The organism is Kitasatospora sp. NPDC057940, from assembly GCF_042887425.1.
In the GTDB taxonomy this organism is placed as follows: domain Bacteria; phylum Actinomycetota; class Actinomycetes; order Streptomycetales; family Streptomycetaceae; genus Kitasatospora.
The window spans coordinates 542,630-554,256 of sequence record NZ_JBHVPH010000002.1 but is presented as its reverse complement, the minus strand read 5'-3'; the positions used below and the strand labels follow the sequence as shown (position 1 = coordinate 554,256).

General features: G+C 72.9%; 15 protein-coding genes. 10 read left to right on the top strand and 5 right to left on the bottom strand.

From position 1 onward, the window contains the following. From ACFVTF_RS05950 to ACFVTF_RS05940, 3 genes are all read right to left on the bottom strand, one after another. Positions 1–482, bottom strand: a 482-nt coding sequence (locus ACFVTF_RS05950) for a hypothetical protein (RefSeq protein WP_387809564.1), incomplete at its 3' end; no start/stop codon positions are given. A gap of 1,298 nt (positions 483–1,780) precedes the next feature. Then, positions 1,781–2,200, bottom strand: coding sequence for a RidA family protein (locus ACFVTF_RS05945; RefSeq protein WP_387809562.1), 420 nt, complete (start codon positions 2,198–2,200; stop codon positions 1,781–1,783). Between the two features lie 45 nt (positions 2,201–2,245). After that, positions 2,246–2,752 carry a cupin domain-containing protein gene (locus ACFVTF_RS05940; RefSeq protein WP_387809559.1) on the bottom strand — a complete coding sequence of 169 codons (507 nt, stop codon included), beginning with the start codon at positions 2,750–2,752 and terminating at the stop codon, positions 2,246–2,248. A gap of 87 nt (positions 2,753–2,839) precedes the next feature. On the opposite strand from ACFVTF_RS05940, the gene ACFVTF_RS05935 reads away from it, so the two are divergent. Beyond that, entirely contained in the window at positions 2,840–3,343 is a 504-nt protein-coding gene (locus ACFVTF_RS05935) for a MarR family winged helix-turn-helix transcriptional regulator (protein ID WP_387809557.1), read from the top strand. 543 nt (positions 3,344–3,886) lie between these two features. Here ACFVTF_RS05935 and ACFVTF_RS05930 read toward each other — a convergent pair. Further along, positions 3,887–4,375: an Imm21 family immunity protein gene (locus ACFVTF_RS05930; protein WP_387809554.1), complete on the bottom strand. Its 489-nt coding sequence runs from the start codon at positions 4,373–4,375 to the stop codon at positions 3,887–3,889. 1,007 nt (positions 4,376–5,382) lie between these two features. Here ACFVTF_RS05930 and ACFVTF_RS05925 point away from each other — a divergent pair. The 9 genes from ACFVTF_RS05925 (at position 5,383) to ACFVTF_RS05885 (ending at position 11,194) form a co-directional block, all read left to right on the top strand. Next, on the top strand, positions 5,383–5,733 hold the full coding sequence (locus ACFVTF_RS05925) for a beta/gamma crystallin domain-containing protein (RefSeq protein WP_331742835.1): 351 nt from the start codon (positions 5,383–5,385) through the stop codon (positions 5,731–5,733). 866 nt (positions 5,734–6,599) lie between these two features. Next, positions 6,600–6,881 (top strand): hypothetical protein, encoded by a 282-nt coding sequence (locus ACFVTF_RS05920; protein WP_387809551.1) that lies wholly within the window; start codon positions 6,600–6,602, stop codon positions 6,879–6,881. 170 nt (positions 6,882–7,051) lie between these two features. Further along, on the top strand, positions 7,052–8,425 hold the full coding sequence (locus ACFVTF_RS05915; RefSeq protein WP_387809549.1) for an NUDIX domain-containing protein: 1,374 nt from the start codon (positions 7,052–7,054) through the stop codon (positions 8,423–8,425). Continuing rightward, a complete protein-coding gene (locus ACFVTF_RS05910; protein ID WP_387809547.1) occupies positions 8,422–8,901 on the top strand; it encodes an NUDIX domain-containing protein in 480 nt (159 codons plus the stop codon). The genes ACFVTF_RS05915 and ACFVTF_RS05910 overlap by 4 nt, the downstream gene beginning before the upstream one ends. After that, entirely contained in the window at positions 8,898–9,254 is a 357-nt protein-coding gene (locus tag ACFVTF_RS05905) for a hypothetical protein (protein ID WP_387809544.1), read from the top strand. The genes ACFVTF_RS05910 and ACFVTF_RS05905 overlap by 4 nt, the downstream gene beginning before the upstream one ends. Positions 9,255–9,258: 4 nt before the next feature. Next, positions 9,259–9,741 (top strand): NUDIX domain-containing protein, encoded by a 483-nt coding sequence (locus ACFVTF_RS05900; protein ID WP_387809541.1) that lies wholly within the window; start codon positions 9,259–9,261, stop codon positions 9,739–9,741. A 28-nt stretch (positions 9,742–9,769) separates the two neighbouring features. Continuing rightward, the gene (locus ACFVTF_RS05895; protein WP_387809539.1) at positions 9,770–10,021 is read left to right on the top strand and encodes a hypothetical protein; all 252 of its coding nucleotides are present in this window, start codon (positions 9,770–9,772) and stop codon (positions 10,019–10,021) included. After that, entirely contained in the window at positions 9,987–10,496 is a 510-nt protein-coding gene (locus ACFVTF_RS05890; protein ID WP_387809536.1) for a GNAT family N-acetyltransferase, read from the top strand. The genes ACFVTF_RS05895 and ACFVTF_RS05890 overlap by 35 nt, the downstream gene beginning before the upstream one ends. Beyond that, positions 10,493–11,194 (top strand): HIT family protein, encoded by a 702-nt coding sequence (locus ACFVTF_RS05885; protein ID WP_387809533.1) that lies wholly within the window; start codon positions 10,493–10,495, stop codon positions 11,192–11,194. Before ACFVTF_RS05890 ends, ACFVTF_RS05885 begins: the two co-directional genes overlap by 4 nt. On the opposite strand, the gene ACFVTF_RS05880 is transcribed toward ACFVTF_RS05885, so the two are convergent. Next, positions 11,145–11,615 (bottom strand): DUF3291 domain-containing protein, encoded by a 471-nt coding sequence (locus ACFVTF_RS05880; RefSeq protein ID WP_387809530.1) that lies wholly within the window; start codon positions 11,613–11,615, stop codon positions 11,145–11,147. The two genes, ACFVTF_RS05885 and ACFVTF_RS05880, sit on opposite strands and share 50 nt — an antisense overlap. Positions 11,616–11,627: the final 12 nt, after the last annotated feature.

Genomic DNA, 11,627 nt, shown 5'->3' with positions numbered 1-11,627 from the left:
GCCGCGGAACAGCCAGGACGGGGTTGGTTCAGGGGCTCGGGCGGGTTGCGTCCGGTGGCCGTGTGGAGGAAACGCAAGGAGATGGCGAGGCCGGCCACGGCGGCAGTGGCCACGAGGATCATCGTGGGCTGGAGGGCGTCGTCGGGGTAGTGGCTGCCGGTGACGCGTGAGGCCTCGGGGTCGTCGGCTGCGACCTCCAGCGGGACCGTCGTTCCGATGCCCGGTGGCCTGACGCCGTGCGGCGTGAGGGAGTCGGTGCTGTAGTCACGGTCGGCAACCCGGTAGGTGAGCGTGTACCTCGTTCCGCCCTTCATGGCCACAGCAGCGGTGATGGTCGCGTCCACCCGTAGCGGTGCAGCGTCAATGCGGCTCGACGTCCGCCACTGCGACAGTGCCGCGACCGTGCTGAGAACCAGCGCCAGCAGTGCGGCCAGGGCGCCGGTCAACGGGAGGAACCACGCGCGGCGGATCAGCGATCTCATGGCCTGCCACGCCACGCGCCGTCACAACGGTGAGTCGAGGAGTACCCAGCCCCCGTCCACCGGACAGACTTCGTTCCGCGGCTGCGCGGTGATGGATGACCGGCCGGCCGAGGCCGACCGGACGGTGTCCGGCCTGTCCCGCCAACGCGCACACCAGCAGGCCCGCCTGAACACCGCCCAACACCGGTGTCGATGACCTCCAGAGTGAACCAGGCCACCCGGCGGCCGACCCGGCGGCGGGTGACGACGAAACACCGGCCGCACGGGAGCTCCGAGGGGACGGAACTCCCCCACGCCCTTGACCCTGCCACCGACATGCCGTTAGCGTCGCCGGGCGCCATCTCACGAACTGGGTCTCCGAAAAAAGTCTTCATGCCTCGCAGGTCACCGGGCGAGATAAGGTCACACCTGCCGCAGCACTTCCCTCGCGACCGACCCGCAGTCGTCCGCCGGCCCCCTGTCATCCGAGGGCTTTCGGCCAGCGCCAATCGCCAGATCGCCCGGTTCGAGCAGGCCTACCGACTACACCCCGGCTCTGTCGCTCACGCATTCGGGAGCTGGGCCCGAACCGGCCGGCGACCGCATCGCGACCTGGCGCCGTGGTACGGATACGACGACGCGGACCTGCAAAGCGGGTACTACCACGTCAGAACCCTGCTGGAACGGGCCGTCCGGGCCCTGCGGACCCAGGCCCGCCGAGAACTGCGCAGAGAACTCGGGCCTCTCGACGAACGCATCCTCGCCCGGACAGTCAACGACCCGTTCGCACCAGGTGACCTTCCCTGGCGGAAACGACGGATCGAGATATGACGAGAGGAGAACACGGACGGGCACCAGGCCCCGTCGACCACCCTGGCCGGCACCGCCGAAAACCCATCTTCTGGTCCCTCACGGACCCGCCTGCCTCACGAGCCACTGGCGCTGGTCGCACGAGAAAGTGACGCACCGAGGAACCGGTGGAGTCGGAGGAAGGCTGAACGAGCCGCGGGAGAAGCGGTCGCCGTCGCCATCGTCGAGAGCCCCTGGCTCGAAGCCAGCACCGCACGCGGCGACGCCGGCGACCGGCGCAGACTCCCGCTCCCCCCATGCGGACAAGACCTGGTCGAATACGTCATCGACACGGCCGCCACCGACGAGGGCCCGTTCCTGCGGGTGCCGTCCCTCGGCGACGGCCCCGGCGCCGTGGGACAACGGCTGTGCGCGGCGGCCCGGGCCGTGTGAGCGGTCCGCGCCGGATCGAACGGCGACGCCATGGCGAGGGGTCCCACCGGCCGGTGGGACCCCTGCGCGCGGGTGGGTCAGCCCGCCGCCCCCGCCGTCGGCCGGACGGCGACCGCGTCGATCTCGAAGAGCATCCCCGGCAGGGCGAGCGAGGCGACCCCGCTGAGCGTCTGCGCGGGCAGCCGGTCGCCCCAGGCCCCGGCCAGGGCCTTGCCCAGGACGGCCAGCTTCTCCTGGTCGTGGTCGACGACGTACGAGCCGAGCCGGACCACGTGCTCGAAGCCGAGGCCGACCCCGGCGAGCGCGGTGCGCAGGTTGGCCAGGGCGAGCTCCACCTGGGCGGCGAAGTCGCCGGGCACGACCTGACCGCCGGCGTCGGAGGCGTACTGGCCGCCGATGAACACCGGCTCGCCCGGCGCGGAGGCGGCGTGGCTGTAGCCGAACGGCGTCGGGTCGTGCAGGCCGGGCGGGTTGGTGATGGTGCGGGTGTCGGTCACGAGGTTCCTCCCCTTGGTATCGGGCCGGGCTCGGCGCCGGGCGGTCTACGGCTCGGACCGGGCGGCTTCCTCCCGGGCGTCGCCCCAACTCGGCGACTCCAGGAAATGGTTGTCGAAGAGATCCTGCTTGGCGAGCAGTTCCTCGACCGTCGCCTCACCCGCGCGGATCCGCTCCAGCAAGCGGAAGTAGTCGAAGCGCTCCACCCCGGGAGTGATCACGATCAGCAGGTCCGCCCCGGAGTCCGGCACCGCCGCGAAAGCATGCGGCAGACGGGGCGGCACCACCACGAGGTCGCCGCTGCGGGCGGTGACCACCTCGTTCCCGACCAGCACCTGGGCCGAGCCGTCGACGACGAAGAACAGCTCCGAGGAGCCCCCGTGGTAGTGCGGAGTAGCGCCGTCCTTGCCACGCCCCAGCGTGACGCGCAGAGTGCTCAGGGCGCCGCCGGTGGCGCTGGAGTCCGCCAGCAGCCGCCCCTTGCCGCCGAGCATTTCGACGGTCTCGGCTTCACCGCCCCGCACCACCACGGCTTCCGGTCCGATCAACGTCATTGGCCTCTCCCCTACAGCGAGCACTCCGATAGTTCCCTGACTGATAGTACTACGTCTAACTATCTCCCATCGAATAATATTGCCCCCATGGATCACGTGGACGTCATGCTCGACCAGTGGAGCCGGGAGCGCCCGGACCTCGACCTGGCGGCGGTCGGCACCGTCGGCCGCCTCGGCCGCCTCGCGCTGCTCGCGGGCCGGGTCATCGAAGAGGTGTTCAAGCAACACGGCCTCCAGCGCGGCGAGTTCGACGTTCTCGCCACCCTGCGCCGCTCCGGCACGCCGTACGAACTGATGCCCTCCGAACTCGCCGCGCTCCTGCTGATGTCACGGGCCGGCATGACCAGCCGGATCGACCGGCTGGAATCGGCGGGCCTGGTGGAACGCCGCACCGACCCGGCCGACCGGCGCAGCGTCCGCATCGCCCTCACCGCCACCGGACACGCCCTCGTGGACGCCGCCTTCACCGACCACGCGGCCAACGAGACCGCGCTGCTCTCCGCCCTCTCGAACGAGGAACAGGCCACCCTGGACGGACTCCTGCGCAAACTGCTCGCCGACGTCGAGGGCACGCAGAACCCGACGCCCTGACGCCCCCGCCCGACGCCCCCGCCCGGGGTCCGGCCACCCGCGACCGCTGCGCAACGCCGTCGGCCGCCGTACACGGGGAACACGTACGGCGGCCGACACCCCGTGCAGTGTGCCGTCCGTGACGACCACCGCACCTTGACGCACTCCGCTTCCGCCACGGCCATCGGCCCGGCGCGGCACCTGCGCCGGTTCCGCCACGGCCACGGCGGTGGCCGTCGGCCAGGCGGCGATCGGGCCACCCGGCCGGCAGCACGATGCCGAGGACGCCGGCGATCCAACCTGCCGGCGCCCTCGGCGACCGCGCGGGGCCAGTCGAACCTGTCCCGGCTCCGCGGTTCGGCGATCCGCGACAGCGACGCGAACCGGACACCGCGGCCGGGCCGGGTCGCGGGCCATCAGCTCGTGCGGCGTGCGGTGGACGCCGGGTTCCGCCTCCAGGCGGGTGACGGCCGCCTGGTCGGCCGGGGGCGGCACCGCCCCGGTGCCGCCCCCGGCCCCGGACTCCAGGGCCTCGCGTCTCCGCACAGGGCCCCGGGCGTCCGCTCACCGTGGCAGCAGGCGTTCCAGGTGGAACTGCGCCCGCCTGTCGGACTCGGCCTTCAGCGACTGGACCAGGTAGCGCCCGGGCGGGAGCTCGACGGTCAGGTACCCGCCGCGCTCGAGGACGGCCCCGCCGTCGTCGAAGACGTCCGTGAGCAGGTACCGCCCGGCAATCAGGTCGAGGAACGGCCCGTCCTCCCACACCCCCGACCGCAGCGCCTCGCGCACCAGCGGCCGGACGTCGTGCGCGCAGTCGACGTGGAGCGGCCTGACGAACACCCGCTCCTCGGCCAGCCACCCGACCAGCAGCGGCTCCCCGCCCAACACCAGCACGTCCCCGTGCCCGGGCACCGGGCAGGCGGCCGCGTAGTCCGCGGCCGCCTCCAACAAGCCCTCGTCGCAACCCGTCCACCCCCCGGCGGCCACCTCGGGACACAGCACGAACAGCCCCGGGCCGGTCCCGTCCAGCCACCCCTGCCCCACGGTCAACATACGGGGGATCCTCGCACGTCAGAGGGCACTGACGGTCCGCGGGCAGGCAAGCCACACAACCCGCGCGCACCAGGCGATCGCCCCACGATCCACGATCCGCGCGCCCGGGCGCAGCGCGGCGAGCGGGTCCGTACACGCGACGGCCCGCCGCCGCCTTCGCGGAGGAGCAGGCCGTGCAGGCGTTCCCGCCCGCACGGCCGGGACGGCGCCGCCCCGGTCGGTGCCCGGCACTTCCGGCAGCAGGGCCCCCCGGCGGCCAAAGGCGGCACGGCCCCGCAGGCCGCCCCCATCCGCCTCGCGGATCACGTCGTCGGCGAAACCGAAAGCCGTAGAACCGGGCCATATCCGAGTGGTCGACGCCCGACTCGACCGCGCGGATCACATCGACGCGGGACGCTTACCCGGCCCGCCCGAACAAAGGACGCCCGGTCCGGGCGGCCGCCGCGTCGGGCGCGACGGTCAACGGGCCGTCAGGCTTCTCGACCGGGACCTTCTCGCCCGCGTCCTCCGCCAGGACGAGGCCGGCGCCGGCGGCGGCGTCGAGCAGGTGCTCGCGGTACGCCGCCGGTGTCCTCGGGCGGTCCCGGCGCAGCGGCAACGGGCCGCCCGGGTCGGAGCCGGAAGCGTGGCGGCGCCGCGGCCGCGGTCGGCCTCGCTGGGGCGGTGGGGCACCGCAGGGTGTGAGCGTCCGGGCGGGTGGTCGTGCGGGCGGGTCCTCCCTTTCATCCGGTGCCAGCGGGACCGGCTCCGGTGGCCGGACAGGAGACCAGGCCCCCGACACACGACCCGCACCCCGCACCCCGCGCCGGGGGACCGGCCCGGCCCTGACGGCCATACAGGTCCGTGTGACAGGTGCGGGATTCGGTTCAGCAAAGTCCCGCAAAAGTCCCGGGAAATGGAATGATGTCCGAAAATCGTTACACGCAGGTTGCGGCCCGAACACCTCTTGTTAGTGTCCCTTCAGTTCGACTCGCATGCCCCACCTCACACACCAGGGAGTCTGCGTCATGCTGAAGCGACGAATCGCCGTGGCCGCAGGAGTCGCCATGATGGCTCTGGCCGTCGGCACCGTGCCCGCCCACGCGACCAACGAAGTCAACTTCGCCGAATGCCTGTTCGCCAGCGACTACTTCGCCATCGGCATCACCAACGACAACGGCACCGGTTTCAGGAGGTGCTTCGCGAACGCCGGCGACATCTGGATCGACCAGAGGTCGGTCACGAGTTTCAGCAGCGGCAACAACGCCGGGTACTTCGAGTACGAGCCCGGCGACGGCTCCCTCTACCGCCACACCTTCGGCAAGAACCAGGCCATCACCAAGAACTACGGCACCATCACCACACTCCACATCAACTGAACCCACCAGCCGGTCACAGGAACCCGCACCCCTGCGACCGGCCCCCACCGGGAGCCGCCACCCGACGCAGCCGCCACCCGGCGCAGCGTCGGGGACGGCCCTTGGCCGGCCCCGGCACCCGGCCCCCTCCTTCGCCGCCGGACGGGGCCGCTCTCCCCGGGACCGGACCGGCAGCGGAAGACCGTCGGCCAACGGCGTGCGCCGCCGGCCCGGGTTCAGGACAGGGGCGTGGCATTCAGGCAGGTGTGCTGGCCAGGCCCGGCCCCGGCCCCCAACGGCCGGGCCACGCCGTCCTGGACCTCGCCCCGGAACGCGTCGTCCTCGTCGCCGGCCACAAAGGCCGCACCTCCCACGGTCAGCCCGACAGCGCGGCGCGCCGACGCCCGGGTGGCCACCCACCACCAGGCATGCGTACGACGGTAGTCGTTGCCCGTGGCCACCTCCCCGCGGCACCGAAGCGCCGTGCTCCTCTCCGCGCAGGCGCTGCCGCTCCCGGACGGCCGCAGCGGCCCGGAGTTCGGCGGTCTCATCGCCGGCACCGGCGACCAGCGGCACCTACGGCCGTTCATCGAACGCCACCGCCCCGCCACCGTCGACGAACAGACCGCGGCGCAGCCGGCGGCCTGCCCCGGGTACGGGAGCAGACAGGCGGGAACGGGCCGGGGCGGGCTTGGGAGCGCCGCCGGCGATCCTTCCCCCGGCTGCTGGTGGTCCTGGTCGGCACGGCGGCCACCGAGGTGCGCGGCGCGGTGGCAAAGGAGTGGCCCGCGGGACCGGCCCTCAGGTCGGCGGGACCGGCCGCTCACGCGCCCGGGTGTGGTGCGGGGGTGGACGGCCGGCGCCCGGCGTTCAGCCGAACGGGTGAAATGGGCGACGGCTACGCGCTGCGCGACGTCCTCGGCCGCCCGGGCGTCCGCGACCGTCTCGACCCCGGCCCGACGACCGAGTTCGAACAGGCTCTCGCCGCCTGCGCACTGGGCTCCGCCAGTCTCCCCGAGCCCGTCCGCGGCCGGCTGAAGGACACCCTAGCCCTCGACCGCGCCCGGGAGGTGCTCGAAACCTCCCCGTTCGACCCGGGCTTGCCCGGAGGTAATCCACTTGAACACCGCATTCGAACAGCACCATCATCGGAGGCCACCAGCTTCTAGGAGGTTCCCTAACTCAGCTCCGTAGAAAGAAACTTGGATGCCGGATCGCCTTCTTCCAGCACACTCGCGCGCCCGCGCGCCGACCGTGCCCGAAGGACCGGAGGAGCTGTGGCGAAGACCGGCGCCGGCTGGCGGGCTGTGTCCGCCCGAGAGAGCGAGGAGTCCGCCCTGTGATCGACTTCGACATGCTGACCGGCCTCGCCTTCCGCGAGGGCGTCGAACGGATCGGCGTCGGCGTGGTGGTCCGCGACACCTGCGGCCGGATCCTGATGATCCGCCGGGCCGCGCACGACGCCCTGCCCGGCCTGTGGGAGTACCCGGGCGGCAGCCTTGAGGCCGGCGAGCCCGTGGCGGCGGGCGCGGCGCGGGAACTGGCGCAGGAGACCGGCCTGACCGGCCTGGCGCTGGAGTACGTGCGACACCTGGACTTCACCGACCAGCGCAGCCTGCGAGTGCGGCAGTTCGTCTTCGCCACCGCCGTTCCCGAGGGCACCCCGGTCGTCCTCTCCGACGACCACGACTGCCATCAGTGGGCTCCAGCGGACCGGCTGCCCACGACCAGCGACGGTCAGCGCGCGGTGATCGACTGGCTGGCCGGCCGCCTGGCGGTCCCGGGCTGGCGGCCGGTCGGTGCCTACCTGACCGCCATCGCCCGTCCCAGCGCCTACGGCTCCTTCCTGGTCACCGATCCCGCCGGCCGGGTCATGGGGATGCGCTCGACCATCGACCCGGACGTGTGGAACATGCCCGGCGGCAACGTCGAGCACGGCGAGAGCCCCTTCGACGCCGCGCTGCGCGAGGCCCGGGAGGAGCTGGGCCTGGACCTGGCCGCGGAGAACCCGCAGGTGCTCCGGCGGCGCCTGGTCGCCGTGATCCACACGCAGGCGGACGCCGACTACCCGGTCCCGGTCGCCGGCTACGTGTTCGACGGCGGCACGCTGACCGCGGAGCAGCAGGCCCGGATCCGGCTCGATCCGGCCGAGCACACCGAATTCCGGTTCGAGACGGCCCACGACTGGCGCTCCCGGATGCCCCTCGTCCACTACCAGCGGCTCCGGCAGGTGCTGCGTGCCCGCCGCTGCGGTGTCCCGCTCTACCTGGAGCGCCCCGCCCCGGACGGTGACGACTTCGAGGGCGTCCTGGTCTTCGTCACCGACCGCGCGGGCCGGCTGCTGATGCACCTGCGCGAAGACGGGCCGGGCATGGCCTGGCCCGGCTACTGGACCCCGATCGGCGGCTGGCGCGAGGCCGATGAGAGCGCCGAGGAGAGCGCGGTGCGCGAGGTCCGCGAGGAAGCCGGCATCGAGATCACCGGGCTGCGGACCCTCCCCGACCCGCACCACGGCCTCGGCCTCCCCCTCACCCGCGTCCTGCACGCCGCCTGGGACGGCCACGAGAGCGACCTGCGGCTCGGTGACGAGGGCCTGGCCGTACGCATGGTCCCCCTCGACGAGGTCCTCGACCTGAAGGTCCCGCCCTACCTGCACCACTACCTGCCGCTGCTCACGCCAGCAGCTGGCCAGCCCACCGGGGAGGCGCCGTGACCCGGCCCGGTCCCGCCGACCGCCCAGCCGGGGCGGACCCGGTGACGCTGGTCGTCGGCGTCCACCTCGTCCTGGCCCACGACGGGGCGGTGCTGCTCGGACAGCGCCGCAACACCAGCTACGCCAACGGGCTGTGGCACCTGCCGGCCGGGCACATGGAGCCGGGCGAAACGGTCACCCGCTCCATGGCGCGCGAGGCCGCCGAGGAACTCGGCATCAGCATCGCCGAGGACGACCTCGAACTCGTCCACACCCTGCACCACCTCGACACCGACGACGGCCGCAGCCGCCTCCAGCTCTTCTTCCGCCCCACCCGCTACGACGGCCGGGTGCGCAACGCCGAGCCGCACAAATGCGCTGAACTCCACTGGTGGCCACTCGACCGGCTGCCGGCCGGCATCGTGCCCTACACCGCGCACGCCCTTGCCGAGATCACCCGCGGCAAGGCACTGTCCACCGACGGCTGGCCGACATGACGCCGCCCGCGCTCCCCGACGACGCCGACCGGCCGCTGCGCGCGAGGGCAGGCCCGTGCGGGCCAGCCGGTGGCGCGGGAGGCTGCACCGTCGACGAGCGCCGGCTGTTCGCCGAGCGGCACAAGAACCAGTTCACGCACCGGCGCGAGACCACCGCCTACCGCCACCTCGCCCCGGCCCTCGGCCCCGACCGAACCCCGACCCTGCTCACCGAGGACGCCCACTCTCTTCCCGTCGTCACCACCACACTGCCCGAAACCCCCGTCACCAAGACCATCCTCGGCCCGGCCCAGGACTGCAGTCAGCCCCGTGAATTCCCCAAGTCCCCTTTGACCAAGCATCCTTGGAGGTAGTGCTGTGGAGAGCCTGCGACAAGCGGTGGCCGTCATCGTCCACGACCGAACTGGCGGCCGGGTCGCCACGGTCAACTACGCGACGAACAGCTGGAACACGACGCCGGTGTGGACGATCCCCGGCGGCAAGGTCGAGGCCGGCGAGTGCTTGGACGAGGCCGCCGCCCGTGAACTGGCGGAGGAGACGGGACTGGAAGTCGACCCGTGCGACCTGCGGCTGGTCCACACGATCCAGGTCCGCCAGGGCTGGGACGGCAAGGGCCCCTTCCTGCTGTCGGTGTTCCTCGCCACCGCCTGGCGGGGCGAGTTGACGAACACCGAGCCCAGCAAGCACCTCGCCGTGGTGTGGTCGCCCGAGAACGGGCTGCCGCTGCCGATGTTCCCGACCGCCCACGCCGCCCTGGCCGCCTACCTGTCCGGTGGCCGCGGGTTCTCCACCCACGGCTGGGCCGAAGGCGCCGACCCCCGCGACCTGGTCCGGGACTGAGGACCGGGCCTGAGGCCTGGGGCTGAGGATGGCCGGGCGCCACCGACGCCCGCCCGAGCCGCAACTGCCGCCCGACACCGGCGCCCGACGGCGGGCCATCACCGACCAGCAGCCCGTCGTGGAGGAAGACACCGCCACCTCCCCCACCAACCGGACCCCGTACGCCTACCGCACCGCGCACCGGCCCGACAGCGGCACCGACCGACACACCGCGTCCGCCCCGGCCTCCCCCGACAACCACCCACATGACCCACCCAACCCCGGAGGCAGTCCCGCATGACCGGATCCCCGTACGCCCCGCCGGCCCCCAGGACGCCGACGAACTGCTGCGCCTGCGCGTCGTCGCGGTACTCGACGGCGCCCAACTCGCCGACGACTGGCGGACCACCTTCCGCGACGACATGCGCGAGCGCCTCGGCACCGACCCGAACCTGCTCGCCTACGTCGTCCCCGCCGGCGACGGCACACTGGCCTCCTGCGCCATCGGCATCGTCTACCGCGGCTACCGGGGCCCCACCCACCCCACCGGCCGGTGGGCCAGGATCCACACCGTGGCCACCGACCCCGCCCACCGACGCCGCGGGCACGCCCGCGCCGTCACCACCACCCTGATCCAGGCACTCCAGCAGCACGGCTGCGGATCGATCGAGCTGCGCGCCACCGAAACCGGAGCCCCCCTCTACCGCACCCTCGGATTCGACCCCGTCGACGGCTACATGACGCTACGCCCCGGCTCGGAAGGATGGACGCAGTGACCGACTTCGACCTCGACGCCTACAACGAGCGGGCCCGCAACGGCCCCTGCTTCATCTGCTCCATGCTCGCCGGTGAACCCGGGTACGAACACCGCATCGTCCTGGACGACGGCGTCCACGTCGCCTTCCTCGACCGCTACCCCACCCTGCCCGGCAAACTCCTCGTCGCCCCGCGCGCCCACGTCGAGGACACCGTCAGCGGCTTCACCGAGGACCAGTACCTCGCCCTGCAACTGGTCGTGCACCGCGTGGCGACCGCGCTCGCCGCGACCGTCCCCACCGAACGCCTCTACCTGCTGAGCCTGGGCAGCATGCAGGGCAACGCCCACGTCCACTGGCACATCGCCGCCCTACCGCCCGGCACCCCCTACGAGCAACAGCAGTTCCACGCTCTGATGACCGAAGGCGCGGGCCTCCTTCCCGACGACCCCGGCCGGGACGAACGCCTCGCCGCCGACCTGCGCACCCGGCTCAGCCACCCCTGCCGCCACGACCAGCCAGGAACTGACCACGGCCTCCGTCCCACCCGACCGGTTCGTCCCCACCCTGCCGCACGGCACCTCCCACACCGGCGGCCACCAAGGTGCGCGGCGCGGTGGCAAAGGAGTGGCCCGCGGGACCGGCCCTCAGGCCGGCGGGACCGGCCGCTCACGCGCCCGGGTGTGGTGCGGCTCCGTCCGGAGTGCGGAGGGAGTTGAAGGTGAAGGCGCGCGGGGAGGGGCCGTTCGCGCGCAGGTCGGCCAGTCGCTCCAGGGCCTCGTCGACGTCCGGCAGGTGCCCGGCCGGGACCCACCACAGGACCAGGTGCGCCTCGACGTTGCGCTCGAACCACTCACGGCGCCGCCGCATCGCCTCCAGGTGCCCGCTGCGGTAGGTGAACTCCCACAGCGCCTCCCGGCTCTCCCACACCGACATGTTGACGATGACGTCCTCGCCCGCCGGACGCAGGGCGGACGCGTCGTCCCTCCCGTCCGCGGCGAGCCGCCAGACGAAGCCGGGGGCGGTGTCGGCGGCGGCGTTGACCGGGGAGACCAGGTCGACGAACGGCGCGATGCGCGGGTCGTCGACGGGGTGGCGGAGCGTGGCGACGTTGAACTGGGCGAGGTGGTGGGAGGTCATGGCGCCATCCCA

What these genes read in the sequence shown, in the direction of transcription:
- ACFVTF_RS05925 (WP_331742835.1), top strand. Translation starts at nt 5,383, where the DNA reads ATGCTGAAGCGACGAATCGCCGTGGCCGCAGGAGTCGCCATGATGGCT.
- ACFVTF_RS05940 (WP_387809559.1), bottom strand. Translation starts at nt 2,752, where the DNA reads ATGACGTTGATCGGACCGGAAGCCGTGGTGGTGCGGGGCGGTGAAGCC.
- ACFVTF_RS05905 (WP_387809544.1), top strand. Translation starts at nt 8,898, where the DNA reads ATGACGCCGCCCGCGCTCCCCGACGACGCCGACCGGCCGCTGCGCGCG.
- ACFVTF_RS05895 (WP_387809539.1), top strand. Translation starts at nt 9,770, where the DNA reads ATGGCCGGGCGCCACCGACGCCCGCCCGAGCCGCAACTGCCGCCCGAC.
- ACFVTF_RS05935 (WP_387809557.1), top strand. Translation starts at nt 2,840, where the DNA reads ATGGATCACGTGGACGTCATGCTCGACCAGTGGAGCCGGGAGCGCCCG.
- ACFVTF_RS05930 (WP_387809554.1), bottom strand. Translation starts at nt 4,375, where the DNA reads ATGTTGACCGTGGGGCAGGGGTGGCTGGACGGGACCGGCCCGGGGCTG.
- ACFVTF_RS05890 (WP_387809536.1), top strand. Translation starts at nt 9,987, where the DNA reads ATGACCCACCCAACCCCGGAGGCAGTCCCGCATGACCGGATCCCCGTA.
- ACFVTF_RS05880 (WP_387809530.1), bottom strand. Translation starts at nt 11,615, where the DNA reads ATGACCTCCCACCACCTCGCCCAGTTCAACGTCGCCACGCTCCGCCAC.
- ACFVTF_RS05920 (WP_387809551.1), top strand. Translation starts at nt 6,600, where the DNA reads ATGGGCGACGGCTACGCGCTGCGCGACGTCCTCGGCCGCCCGGGCGTC.